The 17,938-nt window shown below is 75.2% G+C and carries 1 protein-coding gene (running past one end of the window); it reads right to left on the bottom strand.

The genetic code is table 11. The features are described from left to right. A protein-coding gene (locus CLV43_RS24150) for a type I polyketide synthase (RefSeq protein WP_106189546.1) crosses the window boundary here: on the bottom strand, positions 1–17,938 show its 5' portion. The gene continues 10,253 nt to the left of window position 1, outside the view; 17,938 of the gene's 28,191 nt are visible here — the first part of the coding sequence; its start codon is at positions 17,936–17,938; its stop codon lies off the left edge, out of view.

Below are 17,938 nucleotides of genomic sequence, written 5' to 3'. Positions count from 1 at the left end.
CGTGCCCGCCGAGACCGCCCGTCCCGCCGGTGACCAGGACGGTCCCGGTGGGGGCGAACTCCGGAGCCGTCGAGTCGGCGGGCACCGGGCTGTGCACGAGCCTGCGGGCGAACACACCCGAGGCCCGGACGGCCACCTGGTCCTCGCCGGGAGCACCGGCGAGGACGCCGCGCAGCCGACGGGCGCACGTGCCGTCGAAGTGGGCGGGCAGGTCCACGAGCCCGCCCCACGTCCCGGGGCGTTCGAGCGCGGCGACCCGGCCGAGCCCCCACACCATGGCCTGCGCGGGGTCGAGCAGCTTCTCCGATCGCCCGATCGACACCGCGCCGCGGGTCGCGCACCACAGCGGTGCCGTCAGCCCGATGTCGCCGAGCGCCTGGATGGCGGCCGTGGTCAGCGCGAGCCCCGCGGGGACGCCGTCGGCGTCGGCGGAGTCGTCCAGTGCCAGCAGCGAGAACACCCCGGCGACCTCGCCGTCCGCGCACCGCTCGCGCAGGATCCGGCCGATGTCCGCCCGGTCGGGCGAGACCAGCTCGACGTGGAGGGTGGGGACGCCGAGCCCGTCGAGCACGGCGCCGGTCCAGTCCCGGTCGCCGGTGCCCGCCGAGGTCAGCACGAGCCAGCGCCCGTCCGGCGTGGCCTCGGCCCCGCCGGTCACGGGCTGCCAGGCGATCCGGTAGCGCAGCGCGTCCACAGTGGACGACTCGGTGCGGCGGCGCCGCCAGGAGGACAGCGCGGGCACCATCGCGGCGACCGTGTCGTCGTCGAGGTCCAGCGCGTCGGCCAACGACCTCAGGTCGGCCCGTTCCACCGCCGTCCAGAACTCGCCGTCCAGCGCCCCGCCCGTGTCGACGTGACCGTCCACAGTGGAGTCCGGCCAGTAGCGGCCGCGTTGGAAGGCGTAGGTCGGCAGGTCCACCGTCCGCGCACCACCGCCCGCGAAGAACGCACGCCAGTCCACCGGAACCCCGTGGACGTGCAGCGCGGCCACGGCCGCGACGATCGCGGGCACCTCCGGGCGGTCCTTGCGCAGGGCGGGTAGCAGGACGGCTTCCGAGTCGGCGGGCAGCGTGTCCTTCGCCATCCCGCACAGCACGCCGTCGGGGCCGAGCTCCAGGAACACCCCCACGCCCTGGGCGGACAGCGCCGTCATCCCGTCGGCGAAGCGGACCGCCTCCCGCACGTGCCGCACCCAGTACTCGGCGGTGCACACCTGTTCGGCGGTGGCGAGCGCGCCGGTCACGTTGGACACGAACGGGAGCCGCGGCAGCCGGTAGTCCACCCGTCCGGCGACCTCGGCGAAGTCGGCGAGCACGGCGTCCATCCGCGGCGAGTGGAAGGCGTGGCTCACCCGCAGCCGCTTGGTGCGGTACCCCTGCGCCCGGAACCGGTCCGCCAGCTCCAGCACGACGTCCTCGTCACCCGCGACGACCACCGACGCCGGGCCGTTGACGGCCGCGACCGACACCCGGTCCTCGTGCCCCGCGAGCACCTGCCGGACCGCGTCCTCGGTGGCGCCCACGGAGAGCATCGCGCCCCCGGCGGGCAGGGCCTGCATCAGCCTGCCGCGGGCCGCGACCAGCCGGCACGCGTCCTCCAGCGAGAACACGCCCGCGACGTGCGCCGCGGCGATCTCGCCGACGGAGTGCCCGGCCAGGTAGTCCGGCGTGACGCCCCACGACTCGGCGAGCCGGTACAGCGCGACCTCGATCGCGAACAGCGCGGGCTGGGTGTAGCCGGTCTGGTCCAGCAGCTCGCCCTCCGGCGTGCCCGGCTCGGCGAACACCAGCTCGCGCAGCGGGCGGTCCAGCTCGCGGTCCAGGTGCAGCAGCACCTCGTCGAGCGCGTCGGCGAACACGCCGAACCGCTCGTAGAGCTCGCGCCCCATGCCCGGCCGCTGGCTGCCCTGGCCGGTGAACAGCACCGCGAGGCGGGTGCGGTCGGCGCTGCCGGTGACCACGCCCGAGGCGGGTGTGCCGTCGCGCAGCGCGGTCAGGCCGAGCACCAGCTCGTCGCGGTCGGCCGCCACGACGGCGGCCCGGCGCTCGAACGCCGACCGGGACGTGGCCAGCGAGTAGGCGAGGTCGGCCGGGTGCAGGTCCGGGTGCTCGCGTAGCAGGTCGAGCAAGCGCCCGGCCTGTGCCCGCAGCGCCTTGTCGCCGCGGGCCGACACCAGCACCGGCACGGCGCCGTCCACCGGCTCGCCGGTGGGCTCGTCGGCGGCGGGTGCCTGTTCGAGGATGACGTGCGCGTTGGTACCGCCCAGTCCGAACGACGACACGCCCGCACGGCGCGGCCTGCCGGTCGACGGCCAGTCGACCTGCTCGTTGAGGAGCTCGATCGCCCCGGCGGTCCAGTCCACGTGGGACGACGGCACCTCGGCGTGCAGGGTGCGCGGCACCACGCCGTGCTCCATCGCCTTGACCAGCTTGATCACGCTGGCGACGCCCGAGGCCATCTGCGTGTGGCCGATGTTCGACTTGATCGACCCGAGCAGCAGGGGCCGTTCCCGGTCCTGGCCGTAGGTCGCGAGCAGCGCCTGCGCCTCGATCGGGTCGCCGAGCGCGGTGCCCGTGCCGTGTCCTTCCAGCACGTCCACGTCGGCCGCGGACAGACCCGCGCCGGTGAGCGCCTGGCGGATCACCCGCTGCTGCGACGGGCCGTTGGGCGCGGTCAACCCGTTGGACGCGCCGTCCTGGTTGACCGCCGACCCCCGGACGACCGCGAGGACGCGGTGACCGTTGCGCTCCGCGTCGGACAGGCGTTCCAGCAGGACGACGCCGACGCCCTCGGCCAGCGTCATGCCGTCGGCGGAGTCCGCGTAGGCCTTGCACCGGCCGTCCTCGGCCAGCACCCGCTGCCTGCTGAACCCGACGAACGCGCCGGGGCTCGACATGATGCTGACGCCGCCGGCCAGTGCCAGCGAGCTGTCACCGGTGCGCAGCGACTGCACCGCCAGGTGCAGGGCGACCAGCGACGAGGAGCACGCGGTGTCGAGGGTGACCGCCGGGCCCTCCAGCCCGAGCAGGTAGGCCACCCGGCCGGACAGGATGCTGCCGAGCGAGCCGGTGATCATGTGGCCCTCGGCGCCCTCGGCGGTGTGCGCGACGGCGGTCGTGTAGTCCTGGTAGCTCGCGCCGATGAACGTGCCCGTCATGCTGCCGCGCAACCCGTGCGGGTCCAGCCCGGCGCGTTCGAACGACTCCCAGACCGCCTCCAGCAGCAGCCGCTGCTGCGGGTCCATCGCCAGCGCCTCGCGCGGCGAGATCCCGAAGAACCCGGCGTCGAACTCGGCCGCCTCGTGCAGGAACCCGCCCTGCACGGAGTAGGTGTGGCCGATCCGGTCGGGGTCCGGGTCGTACAGGTCCTCGGTGCGCCACCCGCGGTCCGCGGGGAACTCCGAGATCGCGTCCACGCCGTCGGCGACGAGGTCCCACAGCAGTTCCGGGGTGTCGGCCCCGCCGGGGTAGCGGCAGCTCATGCCGATGATGGCGATCGCCTCGTCCGCGTCCGCCCTCGACCCCGCGGAGACGGGTCCGCCCGCCTCCGCGCCGGTGAGCTCGGAGAGCAGGAACGCGGTGAGCGCGGCGGAGTTCGGGTAGTCGAAGACCAGCGTGCTCGGCAGCGTCAACGCGGTCACGCGGGCGACGCGGTTGCGCAGCTCGATGGCGGTGATGGAGTCGAACCCGATGTCGCGGAACGCGCGCCGCTCGTCCAGCGCCTCCGCGGAGGGCAGGTTCAGGACGGTCGCGGCCTCCTCGCGCACGAGGTCGAGCACGAACCGGTGGCGTTCGGCGGAGGGCAGGGCGAGGACCTTCGAGGCGAACTCGCCGCCGGAGACCTGGCCCGCGCCCTGCGCCTCGGCCGCGGCCAGCCGCCGCACCTCGGGGATCTCGTCGAACAGCGCGGTGGCGCGGGACGAGGTGTAGACGGTGTGGTACCGATCCCAGTCGATGTCGGCGATGGCGATGGCGGTGTCGTCCTCGTCGAGCGCCCTGCGCAGACCGGCCAGCGCGAGCTGCGGCTCCATGAAGACCAGGCCGCTGCGCTTGATCTGCTCGGGGTCGACGCGGCCGGAGCGCATGTCGTCGTTCCAGATGCCCCACGACAGCGAGGTCGCGGGCAGGCCGCGCTCGCGGCGCCGGGTCGCGAGGGCGTGCAGGTAGGCGTTGCCCGCGACGTAGGCCGCGTGCTCGCCGGTGCCCCACATGCCCGCGGTCGAGGAGTAGAGCACGAAGGCGTCGAGCTCACCCTCGTCCAGGACCTCGCCGAGCAGCTCGTCCAGGTTCCGGGCGCCGGTCACCTTGGCGTCGAGCACCCTGGCGAAGGACTCCATGTCGGTCTCGGCGATCGAGTGCAGCTCGATGACCGCGGCGGTGTGCACCACCGTGCGCAGGGTGTGCCCGGCGGACTTCAGGCCGGTGAGCAGCCCGGCCACGGCGTCGCGGTCGGTGATGTCGCACGCGACCACCTCGACCCTGGCGCCCAGCGCGGTCAGGTCGGCGTGCAGCTCGGTCGCGCCGGGGGCCTCGGGCCCGCGGCGGCTGACCAGCACGATGTTCTCGGCGCCCTGCCCCACCAGCCAGCGCGCGAGGTGCGGGGCCAGCGTGCCGGTGCCACCGGTGATCAGCGTGGTGTCCCGCGGCGTCCACGTGCCCGTGCGGGCGTCGGACGCGGCGGGTGCCCGCACGACCCGGCGCGCGAGCGTGCCGGACGCGCGGATGGCGAGCTGGTCCTCGGCCGTGCCGCCGGACAGCACGGCGGCGAGCCGTTCCTCGGCGCGGCGGTCCAGCTCGGCCGGCAGGTCCACGACACCGCCCCAGCGCTTCGGGTGCTCCAGCGCGGCCGTCCAGCCGAGCCCGAGCACCTGCGCCTGCACCGGGTTGGCCACCTGGTCGGAACGGCCGGTCGACACCGCGCCCCTGGTCAGGCACCACAACGGTGCGTCGATCCCGCGGTCGCCCAGTGCCTGGACGAGCGCGACCGTCAGGCCGAGGCCGTTCGCGATGGCGGGGAAGGCCGTGCTCGGCCGCTCGTCGGCCGCGAGCACGGACACCACACCGGCGAACCCCTCCGCCGACAGCGCGTCCAGGCGGGCCGCGACGACCTGCCGGTCCAGGCAGTCGTCGTCCAGGACGAGGCGCCGCACCTCCGCGCCGTGCCCGGTGAGCGCGGCCGTGACGTCGGCGTCGTCGATCCCCTCGGCGGTGACGAGCAGCCAGGTCCCCTGGAGGGCGGCCGGGGCGGCGGCCCTCACCGGCGACCAGGTCACCCGGTAACGCCACGAGTCCGCTGTGGACCGCTCACGCCGCTGCCGCCGCCACGACGACAGCGCGGGCAGCACGGCGGCGAGCGAGTCCTCGTCCACGTGCAGGCCGGACGTGAGCGCGGCGAGGTCGCCGTGCTCCACCGCGGCCCAGAACTCGGCGTCCACCGGGTCCCCGGTCGACGCCTGGCCCGCCACCGCGGCCGGGATCCACAGGTGCTCCTGCTGGAAGGCGTAGGTCGGCAGGTCGACCCGCCGGGCGCCGACGAGGTCGCGTGCCCAGTCGACGGCGACACCCCGGACGAACGCGGCGGCCAGGGAGGTCTCGAAGCGGTCCGTCCCGCCGTGGCCGCGGCGCAGGGTGCCCGTGACCAGTGCGCGCTCGCCGACGTCGTCCACGGTCTCCTGGACGCCGACGGTCAGCACGGGGTGGGGGCTGATCTCGATGAACGCCTTGTGGTCCTGGGCGAGCAGGGACCGGATGGCCGGTTCGAAGCCGACGGTCCGGCGCAGGTTCCGCAGCCAGTACCCCGCGTCCATGCCGGTGGTGTCCAGCCAGTCGCCGGTGACCGTGGAGAAGAACGGCGTGGTGGCGGGGCGGGGCGCGATCGGGGCGAGCACGTCCAGCAGCTCGTCGCTCAGGTCGTCCACCTGGGCGGAGTGCGACGCGTAGTCCACCTGGATGCGCTTGACCCGGACGCCGTCCGCCGTCAGCTGTTCGTGGATGGTGTCCAGCGCTGCAGGGACGCCGGACACCACCGCGGACCGCGGTCCGTTGACCGCGGCGATCGAGAGGCTGCCGTCGGCGGGCAGCAGCGCGGCGAGCTCGTCGGCGGGCAGCGCGACGGACATCATCCCGCCCGCTCCGGCCAGGCTGCGGGCGATCGCCTTGCTGCGCAACGCGACCACGCGCGCACCGTCCTCAAGGGACAGCGCACCCGCCACGACGGAGGCGGCGATCTCGCCCTGGGAGTGGCCGACGACCGCGTCCGGGCTCACGCCGCGCGAGCGCCACAGCTCCGCGAGCGCCACCATGACGGCGAACGAGACGGGTTGCACGACGTCGACCCGGTCGAGGCCGGGGGCGCCGTCGGCCTGGCGCAGCACGTCGGTCAGCGACCAGTCGACGAACGGGCTCAGTGCCATGGCGCACTCGGCGATCCGCTCGGCGAAGACCGGCGACTCCTCCAGCAGCCGGGCGCCCATGCCCTCCCACTGCGCACCCTGGCCGGGGAAGACGAACACGGTCTTGCCGTCGACGTCCGCGACGCCCTCCACCACCGCCGCCGACGAGCTCCCGGTGGCCAGCGCGGCCAGCGCCGCCCGGTGGTCGGGGCCGAGCACCACGGCCCGGTGCTCGAACAGCGACCGGGACGCGACCAGCGAGTGGGCCACGTCGGCGGGGGCGAGGTCGGGTTGGGTGTCGAGGTGGGCGCGCAGGTTGGCCGCCTGGCCGCGCAGCGCGGGCTCGGTCCGGGCGGAGAGCACCCACGGCAGTCCGGGTGCCGGGACGTGCTCGGGGACCTCCTCGGCCGGTGCCTGGGGCGCCTCCTCCAGCACGGTGTGCGCGTTGGTGCCGCTGATCCCGAACGAGGAGACGGCGAACCGGCGCGGGCGCTCGCCCGCGGGCCAGTCGACCGCCTCGGTCAGCAGGGACAGCGTCCCGGACGACCAGTCGATGTGGGTCGACGGGTTCTCCGCGTACAGCGTGCTGGGCAGCAGGTCGTTGCGCAGCGCCATGACCATCTTGATCACGGCGGCGACCCCCGCCGCCGACTGGGTGTGGCCGATGTTCGACTTGACCGAGCCCAGCAGCAGCGGGCGCTCCGGGTCGCGGTCGCGGCCGTAGGTCGCCTGCAGGGCCTGCGCCTCGATCGGGTCGCCCAGCGCGGTGCCGGTGCCGTGCGCCTCCACGACGTCGATGTCCGAAGAGGACAGTCGGGAGTTGGCCAGCGCCTGGCGGATGACCCGCTGCTGCGCGGGGCCGTTGGGCGCGGTGAGGCCGTTGGACGCGCCGTCCTGGTTCACCGCCGAGCCGCGGACCACGGCGAGCACCGGGTGCCCGTTCGCGCGGGCGTCCGACAGCTTCTCCACCAGCAGGATGCCGACGCCCTCGGCCAGGGTCATGCCGTCGGCGCCCTCGCCGAAGGCCTTGGAACGCCCGTCCACGGCCAGCGCGCGCTGGCGGCTGAACGCCGCGAACGGCGTGGTGTTGGGCATGACCGTCGCGCCGCCGACGATGGCGAGGCTCGTCTCGCCCTGGCGCAGCGACTGGCAGGCCAGGTGCAGGGCCACCAGCGAGGACGAGCAGGCGGTGTCGACCGTGACGGCGGGCCCTTCCAGCCCGAAGACGTACGCCAGCCGCCCGGACAGCACGCTCGGGATGGCGCTGGTGACGACGCGGGTGTCGACCTCGGCGCCCGCCCCGTACTCCTGGAAGCTGGAGCCGATGAACGTGCCGGTCGCGCTGCCGCGCAGCGTCGCCGGGTCGATGCCCGCGCGCTCGAACGCCTCCCACGAGGTCGCCAGCAGCAGTCGCTGCTGCGGGTCCATCGCGAGCGCTTCGCGCGGGGAGATGCCGAAGAAGCCGGGGTCGAAGTCGCCCGCCGACTGGAGGAACCCGCCGCGCGTGGTGTAGGTCGTGCCGGGCTTGTCCGGGTCGGGGTCGTACTGGATCGTCCCCTCCCAGCCGCGGTCGCCGGGGAAGTCCGACACGGCGTCCACGCCCGCGGCGATGAGGTCCCAGAACTGCTCGGGTGTGGTGACGCCGCCGGGGAAGCGGCAGCTCATGGCCACGATCGCGATCGGCTCGTCCGGTGCCGAGGCCGACGCCGCGGTCACCTGTCCCGCGCCCGCCCCGGAGCCGACGACCTCCGTGCGCAGGAACTGGGCCAGCGCGGCCGGGCTCGGGTAGTCGAAGACCAGGGTGCTGGGCAGGGTCGTGTCCAGCAGGTCGCCGAGCCGCTTGCGCAGCTCGACCGCGGTCAGCGAGTCGAAGCCGATCTCCTGGAACGCCCGCCGTTCCGGCACGAGCTCCGCCGAGGGGTGCCCGAGCACCGCCGCGGCCTCGGTGCGGACCATCTCGACGAGCTGTCGGGTCTGGTCGGCCTCGGACAGCCCGGCCAGCCGCCGCAGCACCTCGGGCCGGTCGACGGCGGGTCCGGTCGCCTTGCGGGCGGCCAGTGCCCTGACCTCGGGCAGGTCGCCGAGCAGGGCGCTGGGCCGCACCGCGGTGAAGATCGGCGCGTACCGCGACCAGTCGACGTCGGCGACCGTGGCGGTCACGTCGCCGCGCAGCACCGCGCCGCGCAGCTCCGCCATCGCCAGGCGCGGCGGGAGGAACACGAGCCCGCGGCGCTGGAAGCTCTCGGTGGCCTCGGGGTTGGCCGCCATGCCGGAGTCCGCCCACGGGCCCCAGGCCAGCGAGGTGGCCGCGAGCCCTCGGGAGTGCCGGTGCTCGGCCAGTGCGTCGAGGTAGGCGTTGCCCGCGCCGTACGCGCCCTGGCGCCCGGCGCCGATGGTGCCCGCGATGGACCCGAACAGCACGAACAGGTCCAGCTCGCGGACGCCGAGCAGGGCGTCCAGGTTGACCGCTCCCGCCACCTTGGCCGCGACGGCCTCGGCGAAGCCGTCCAGGTCGGTGTCGACCAGCGGCACCTGGGTGCCGGTGCCGGCGGTGTGCACGACCCCGGTGAGCGGGTACTCCGCCGGGATGCCGTCGAGCACCGCGGCGAGCGCGGCGCGGTCGGCGACGTCGCAGGCCACGACCTCCACCCGAGCGCCCAGCGCCTCGAGCTCGGCGCGCAGCTCGTCGGCACCCGGCGCGGCCGGGCCTCGACGGCTGGTCAGCACCAGGTTCTGCGCACCGCTGCCCGCGAGCCAGCGGGCGACCTCGCCGCCCAGGCCGCCGGTGCCGCCGGTGACGAGCACCGTGCCGCTCGCGGTGAACTCGCCGGTGACCGCCGGCGCGGGGCGGCGTTCCAGCCGCCTGCCGAGCAGACCGGTCCCCCGGATCGCGACCTGGTCCTCGTCGCGCGGGTCGGCCAGCAGTGCCATCAGCGCCTCGGCGGCGCCGACGTCCAGCGTGCGCGGCAGGTCGACCAGACCGCCCCACAGCCTGGGGTGTTCGAGGGCGGCCGCGCGGCCGAGGCCCCAGACCGCGGACTGCGCGGGGTTGGTCAGCGGGTCGGTCTCCCCCGTGCCCACCGCACCCGAGGTGAGCGTCCACAGGGGACTGCCCAGGCCCAGGTCGGCCATGGCCTGCACCAGCAGGACGGTCAGCGCCAGTCCAGTGGTGAGCCCCGACCGCGCCGGGAACGGCCGTTCGTCCAGCGCAAGCATCGACACGGCACCCACGAGGTCGTCCGCGGACGCCTCCGCCGTGATGAGCGCGGCGAGCGCGGTGCGGTCGGTGGTGGTCTCGTCGACCACGACCCGCCGCACCTGGGCGCCCCACGCGCACAGCGCGTCGCGGACCTCGGTGTCGTCGACTTCCGGGGTCGTCACCACCAGCCAGGTACCGGACAGCTCGGCGGGCACGGCACGCCGCAGCGGCGTCCACCCGATGCCGTAGCGCCAGGAGTCCAGCGCGGTCCGGTCGACGCGGTCGCGCCGCCAGGACGACAGGGCGGGCAGCAGCGACGCCAGCGACGGCTGCTGCTCCTGCTCCAGCCCGAGGATCGTGGCCAGCTCACCGGCGTCGCCGCGCTCGACGGCCGCCCACAGCCGGTCGTCGGCCGGGTCGGCCACCGCGACGGGCGCGGCCTGCCGCGGCCACAGGAACTCGCGCTGGAAGGCGTAGGTCGGCAGGTCGACCCGCCGGGCCCCGCTGCCCGCGAAGAACGCGGTCCAGTCGACTCGGACGCCCACGAGGTCCAGCCGCGCCAAGGCCGTGACGGCGCCGCGCTCCTCCGGCCGGGACGCGCGCAGGACGGGCACCAGCTCCACGTCCGCCTCGTCACCGAGGGTGTCCTGGACCATCGCGGACAGCACGCCGTCCGGGCCGATCTCGACGAAGGTGCGCACCCCGCGCGCGGCGAGCTCGCGCACGCCCGCCTCGAAGCGGACCGTCGCCCGCACGTGCTCGACCCAGTAGTCCGGGGAGCGGAGCTGCTCGGCGGTCGCGGGCGCGCCGGAGACGTTGGAGATCACCGGGATGGTCGGGTCCGCGTAGGCCAGGCTCTCCGCCACCTCGCGGAACCGGTCCAGCATCGGGTCCATCCGCGGCGAGTGGAACGCGTGCGACACGCGCAGCCGCTTGGTCTTGCGGCCCTGTCCGGCGAACGTCGCCGCGAGCCCGTCGACGGCGTCCTCGTCACCGGAGACCACCACGGCGGTCGGTCCGTTGACCGCGGCGACCGCGACCCGGTCGGCCAGGCCCGCGAGCTCGGCCACGACCTCGGCCTCGGTGGCCTGCACGGCGAGCATCGCGCCGCCCTCGGGCAGCTCCTGCATCAGCCGGGCACGCGCGGCGACCAGCCGGCACGCGTCGGGGAGGGACAGCACGCCCGAGACGTGCGCCGCGGTCAGCTCGCCGATGGAGTGCCCGGTCAGGTAGTCCGGCCGCACACCCCAGGACTCGACCAGCCGGTACAGCGCCACCTCGATCGCGAACAGGGCGGGCTGGGTCCAGCCGGTCAGGTCGAGCAGGTCGGCGTCCTCGCCCCACACCACCTCCCGCAGCGGGCGGTCCAGGAGCGGGTCCAGCTCCGCGAACACCTCGTCCAGCGCCCGCGCGAACGCGGGGAACCGGCCGTGCAGCTCGCGGCCCATGCCGAGGCGCTGGCTGCCCTGGCCGGTGAACAGCACCGCCGTCCGGCCGGGCGAGGACTCGCCCTCGACCACGGCGGGGTCGGGTCGACCGGCCGACAGCGCGGACAGCGCCCGCACCAGGGTGTCGCGGTCGTCGGCGACGACGGCGGCCCCCAGCTCGAACCGGGACCGGGTGGTCGCCGCCGAGAACGCGATGTCGGCGGGACTCGCCTCCGGCGCGGCCTCCACAGCGGACAGCAGGCGGCCCGCCTGCGCGCGCAGGGCGGCCCGGCCGCGGGCGGACAGCAGCACCGGCACGGTCCGCTCGACCGGCACGGCGGCGGGCTCCGCCACGGCGGGCGCCTGCTCGAGGATGGTGTGCACGTTCGTGCCGCTGAAACCGAACGAGGACACGGCCGCGCGACGCGGGCGGTCCACCTCCGGCCACGGTGTGGACTCGGTCAGCAGCCGCACCGCGCCCGCGGTCCAGTCGACCTGGTTGGACGGCTCGTCGACGTGCAGCGTCCTGGGCAGGACGCCGTGCCGCATAGCGAGCACCATCTTGATCACACCGGCGACACCGGCGGCGGCCTGGGTGTGGCCGATGTTGGACTTCACCGAGCCGAGCAGCAGCGCTTCCTCGCGGTCCTGCCCGTAGGTCGCCAGGATCGCCTGCGCCTCGATGGGGTCGCCCAGCGCGGTGCCCGTGCCGTGCCCCTCGACCACGTCGACGTCCGCGGTCGTCAGGCCGGCGCTCGCCAGCGCCTGGCGGATCACCCGCTGCTGCGAGGGGCCGTTGGGGGCCGTCAGGCCGTTGGACGCGCCGTCCTGGTTGACCGCGGAACCCTTGACCACGGCCAGGACCTCGTGCCCGTTGCGCCGGGCGTCCGACATCCGTTCGAGCACCAGGATGCCGACGCCCTCGGCCCACGCGACACCGTCCGCGGCGTCGGCGTAGGCCTTGCAGCGCCCGTCCGGGGACAGGCCGCGCTGGCGGGAGAACTCCAGGAAGGGCGTCGGCGTCGACATGACGGTCGCGCCGCCCGCCAGCGCGAGCGTGCACTCACCGGCCCGCAGGGCCTGCATCGCCCAGTGCATCGCCACCAGCGACGACGAGCACGCGGTGTCGACGGTGACGGCGGGACCTTCCAGGCCCAGCGTGTAGGAGACGCGGCCCGAGGCGATGCTGGGCGCGGTGCCGGTGCCCTGGTAGCCCTCGAACTCGCCGCCGCCCAGGACGTTGGCGTAGTCGCTGTACATGAGGCCGGTGAACACGCCGGTCCGGCTGCCGCGCAGGGACGCGGGCGCGATCCCGGCCCGTTCGACGGCCTCCCAGGCGACCTCCAGCAGCAGGCGCTGCTGGGCGTCGGTGGCCAGCGCCTCGCGCGGGCTCATGCCGAAGAAGGCCGCGTCGAAGTCCCCGGCGTCGTGCAGGAAGCCGCCGGAGCGGGCGTAGGAGGTGCCCGTGTGGTCGGGGTCGGGGTGGTAGAGCCGGTCGATGTCCCAGCCGCGGTTGGCCGGGAAGCCGGAGATCGCGTCCGTCCCCTCGGTCACCAGCCGCCACAGGTCCTCCGGCGAGGACACCCCGCCGGGGTAGCGGCAGCCCATGCCGACGATGACGATCGGGTCGTCGTCGGCGGCCGCGAGGGCCGGGGGCAGGTCGTCGACGGGGGTCGCCGAGCCCATCAGCTCGTCGAGCAGGTGCGCGGCGAGGGCGGCCACGGTCGGGTAGTCGAAGACCAGCGTGGCCGACATCCGCAGGCCGGTCGCCGTCCCCAGCTGGTTGCGCAGCTCGACGGCCGTCAGCGAGTCGAAGCCCAGGTCCTGGAACGACCTGGCCGGGTCGACCCGCTCGGTGGTGGTGTGCCCGAGGACGGCCGCGACCTGGCCGCGGACCAGCTCGGTCACCAGGTCCGCGCGTTCGGCGTCGCCGAGCCTGCCGAGACGCTGGGCGATGCCCGCGGACGTGCCGGACACCGCGGAGGCCGTGCGGCGGGTGGTGGTGCGGACCAGGCCGCGCAGCACGGCCGACACGTCACCGCGCGCCCGCAGCGCGGGCAGGTCGAGGCGGACCGGGACCAGCGACGGCTCGCCGCCGGCCAGCGCGGCGTCGAACAGGGCGAGGCCGTGCTCCTCCGACAGCGGCAGGGTGCCGTTGCGCGCGAGGCGCTGCCTGCTCGCCTGGCCGAGGGCACCGGTCATGCCGGCGTCGGGCGTCCACGGTCCCCAGGCCAGGGACAGGCCCGGCAGCCCGGAGGCCGCGCGGGCGCGGGCCAGTGCGTCCAGGAACGCGTTGCCCGCGGCGTAGCCGGACTGGCCCGCGGCGCCGAGGACACCGGCGACCGAGGAGAACAGCACGAACGCCGTCAGGTCGAGGCCCCGGGTCAGCTCGTGCAGGTGCCACGCGGCGTCCACCTTGGGGCGCAGCACCGCGTCCAGCCGCTCGGCCGTGAGGGCGTCGAGCACGCCGTCGTCCAGCACGCCCGCGGCGTGCACCACACCCGTCAGCGGATGGGCGTCCGGCACGGTCGCGAGCACGCGCTCCAGCGCGGCCCGGTCGGTGACGTCGCACGCGCTCACGGTGACCTCGGCGCCCAGGCCGGTCAGCTCGGCGACCAGGTCCGCGGCGCCGGTCGCGTCGGGGCCCCGGCGGCTGAGCAGCAGCAGGTGCCGCGCGCCGTGCCCGGTGACGAGGTGGCGGGCGAGCAGCGCGCCGAGGCCGCCGGTGCCGCCCGTGATCAGGACGGTGCCCTCGGGGTCGAGCGCGTTCCCGGCCGCGGGCGGGGTGTGGCGGGCGAGCCGTGCCGCCCACGCCACACCGTCGCGGACGGCCAGCTGCGGCTCCCCGGCGGTGAGGGCGGCCGCCACGACAGCGGCGTCGGACGTGCCGTCGAGGTCCAGCAGGCCGAACCGGCCGGGGTGCTCGATCTGGGCGGACCGCACGAGCCCCCACGCGGCGGCCGTGACCGGGTCCGGCGACTCGGCGCCGGTGACCGCGACCGCGCCGCCGGTGACGAACACCAGCGTCGACCCGGCGAACCGGTCGTCGGCCACCCACGCCTGGGCGTCGGCGAGAACCCGTGCGGTCAGCGCGTGCGCGGCCGCGACCGGGTCGTCGTGCCCGCCGGCGTCCACGGCCAGCAGCACCACCGGCGGCACCGGGGCACCCGCCAGGGCGTCCAGGTCGGCGACCACGTCGGCGGACAGCGGACCGGCCAGGTCGAAGACGTCCCGGCCGAGCACCGCGATCCGCTCCGGCGCGGTGCCCGCGGTCGCGGGGACCCAGTCGAGCCGGAACAGCGAGTCCCGCACGACCGGGGAGCCCGTCCGGTCGTCGCCGAACGGGCGCAGCCCGAGGAACCCGACCGAGGCGACCGGGGCGCCACCGGCGTCCGCGACCTCGACCGACACCGCCGACCCGCCAGCAGGCGACAGCCGCACTCGCACCGAGGAAGCCCCCGTCGCGTGCAGGCGGACGCCCTCCCAGGAGAACGGCAGCAGGCCGGTGCCCGCCGTGCCCAGGTCGAGGAACCCGGTGGCGTGCAGCGCGGCGTCGAGCAGCGCGGGGTGCACGCCGAACGCGCCCGCGTCCGGACCGGCCACCTCGGGCAGGACCACCTCCGCGAACACGTCGGACCCGCGCCGCCACGCCGCCCGCAGCCCGCGGAAGGCCGGGCCGTAGCCGAAGCCCTGTTCCCCCAGGGCTTCGTAGAACCCGTCCACGGACACCGGCTCGGCACCGGCCGGAGGCCAGTCGACCAGCTCGGGCAGCGGCTCGTGGTCCGCCGTCCGGTCACCGCGCGCGAGCACACCGCCCGCGTGCCTGGTCCACGGGTGGTCGTCGACGCCCTCGGCGCCGTCCGGCCGGGAGTAGACGCCGAACGTCCGGCGACCGGCGTCGTCGGGACCGCCGATGGACAGCTGGACCTGGACACCGCCCTGCTCGCCGAGGACGAGCGGCGCGGCCATGGTCAGCTCCTCGACCAGGTCGCAGCCGACCTCGTCCCCGGCGCGCAGCGCGAGCTCCAGGAAGGCCGTGCCGGGCAGCAGCACCGCGCCGCGGATCGCGTGGCCGGCGAGCCAGGGGTGGGACTGCAGCGAGAGGCGGCCGGTGAGCAGCACGCTGTCCGCCTCGGCCAGCGACACGGTGGCCGTCAGCAGCGGGTGCTGCGCGGCGCCGAGACCGGCCGAGCGCATGTCGCCGGGCGCGCCGTGGCCGTCGCGCGGCCAGAACCGCCTGCGCTGGAACGGGTAGGTGGGCAGGTCGACCCGCGTCGCGGTCGTGCCCGCGAAGAAGGCGTCCCAGCCGATCCGGACGCCGTGGGCGTGCAGGTTCGCCGCCGCGGCGGTGATCGTCCGGACCTCGTCGCGGCCCGAGCGCAGGGCGGCGACCGTCCCGACGGTGTCGGCGTCCACGCCTTCCAGGCAGGTGCGGGTCATCGCGGTCAGCACGCTGTCCGGACCGAGCTCCACGAACTGGGTGACGCCGTGGTCGCGCAGCCAGTCGACCCCGGCGGCGAACCGCACCGGCAGCCGGACGTGGTCGGCCCAGTACTCGACCGACGTCAGCTGCCGCACGGTCGCCTGCTCGCCGGTCACGTTGGACACCAGCGGGACCAGCGGCTCCTGGGGCGACAGCCCGGCGAGCACCGCCCGGAACTCCTCGAGCATCGGCGCCATCAGCGGGGAGTGGAACGCGTGCGAGACCCGCAGCCTCTTCGTTTTGCGCCCCAACGCCTCGAAGTGCGCGGCGACCTCGACGACGGCGTCCTCGTCACCCGAGACCACGACCGCGGACGGCCCGTTGAGGGCGGCCAGAGACACCCGCTCGGCCTTGTCCTCGAGCAGCGGCAGCACCTCGGACTCCCGCGCCTGCAAGGAGACCATGGCACCACCGGCGGGCAGCCGCTGCATCAGCCTGCCGCGGGCGGTGACCAGCGCGGCGGCGTCCGCCAGGTCGAACACGCCCGCCACGTGCGCGGCGGCGACCTCGCCGATGGAGTGGCCCGCCAGGTAGTCCGGCGTGACGCCCCAGGACTCGGCGAGCCGGTAGAGGGCGACCTCCACGGCGAACAGCGCGGGCTGCGCCCACTCGGTGCGGTCCAGCAGGTCGGCGTCCTCGCCCCACATCACTTCCCGCAGGGGGCGGTCCAGGTGCTCGTCCAGTGCGTCGCACACCGCATCCAGGGCGGTGGCGAACGCCGGGAACCGGTCGTGGAGCCGCCTGCCCATGCCCAGGCGCTGCGCGCCCTGGCCGGTGAACAGCACCGCGACCTTCCGCTTGCCGCGCACCACACCGCGTTCGCCGCCGACGGGCTGTCCGCCACCGGCCAGCTCGGCCAACGCCGCCCGCGCGTCGTCGAGGTCCTGCGCTACAAACGCGGCACGGCACTCGAAGGCGGACCGCGTGGTCGCGAGCGAGTACGCCAGGTCCTCGACCGTCGGAGCACTGTCCAAAGTAGACAGCAGGTTGGCCGCCTGCGCGCGCACGGCGTCCCAGCTCTTGCCGGACAACAACACCGGGACCGGACCGGCGGCCACGCCGGGTTCCCGCTCCTGCACGGGCGCGTCCGGGGCCTGCTCGATGATCGCGTGCGCGTTGGTCCCGCTGAGCCCGAACGAGGACACGCCCGCCCGGCGCGGGCGGTCGTGGGCAGGCCACTCCTGCGCCTCGGTGAGCAGCCGGACGCCGCCCTCGGACCAGTCCACCTTGGACGACGGCTCGTCGACGTGCAGGGTCTTGGGCAGGACGCCGTGCCGCATCGCCATCACCATCTTGATGACGCCCGCGACGCCCGCGGCGGCCTGGGTGTGGCTGATGTTCGACTTCACCGAGCCGAGCAGGAGTGGCTTGTCCTCGTCGCGGTTGCGCCCGTAGGTGGCCAGCAGCGCGTGCGCCTCGACCGGGTCGCCCAGCGTGGTGCCCGTCCCGTGCGCCTCGACCGCGTCGACGTCGGAGGGGGACAGCCGCGCGTTGGCCAGCGCCTCCTGGATCACCCGCCGCTGCGAGGGGCCGTTGGGGGCCGTCAGTCCGTTGGACGCCCCGTCCTGGTTCACCGCGGAACCCCGGACCACGGCGAGGATCCGGTGCCCGTTGCGCTGGGCGTCGGAGAGCCGTTCGAGCACGAGCATCCCCGCGCCCTCGGCCCAGCCGGTGCCGTTGGCGGAGTCGGCGAACGAGCGGCAGTGGCCGTCCGACGCCAGGCCGCCCTGGAGGCTGAACTCGACGAAGGTGACCGGGCTCGGCATCACGGTGACGCCACCGGCCAGGGCCAGCGAGCACTCGCCGGAGCGCAGCGCGTGGCTGGCCAGGTGCAGGGCGACCAGGGAAGAGGAGCAGGCGGTGTCGACGGTGAGCGCGGGTCCGATGACACCTAGGAAGTACGACAGGCGCCCGGAGATGATGCTCGTCGTGCTGCCGGTGAGGCGGAAGCCGTCGACGTTGTCCGAGGGGCCGACCCGGTAGTCCTGGGGCATCGCGCCGACGAACACGCCGGTCCGGCTGCCCTTGATCGTGGTGGGGTCGATCCCGGCGCCTTCCAGCGCCTCCCACGAGGTCTCCAGCAGCACGCGCTGCTGCGGGTCCATCGCCAGCGCCTCGCGCGGCGAGATGCCGAAGAAGTCGGCGTCGAACGCCGGGGCGTCGTGCAGGAAGCCGCCGGACAACGTCGAGGAGGCGCCGAGGGCCTCGACGTCCCAGCCGCGGTCGGCCGGGAAGTCGGTGATGCCGTGCTCGCCGCGGCTCACCATGCGCCACAGGTCGTCGGGGCTCGCCACACCGCCGGGGTAGCGGCAGCCCATGCCCACGATCGCGATGGGTTCCTGCGCCGCCTGTTCCAGCTCGCTCACCCGGTTGCGGGTGGTGCGCAGGTCGGCGGTCGCACGCTTGAGGTAGTCCCTGAGCCTCTGCTCGTTGTCCAT

This window comes from Umezawaea tangerina, from assembly GCF_003002815.1.
GTDB classification, from domain to species: Bacteria; Actinomycetota; Actinomycetes; order Mycobacteriales; family Pseudonocardiaceae; genus Umezawaea; species Umezawaea tangerina.
The sequence above is the reverse complement of the archived record's forward strand: the minus strand, read 5'-3'. Positions and strand labels throughout refer to the sequence as shown.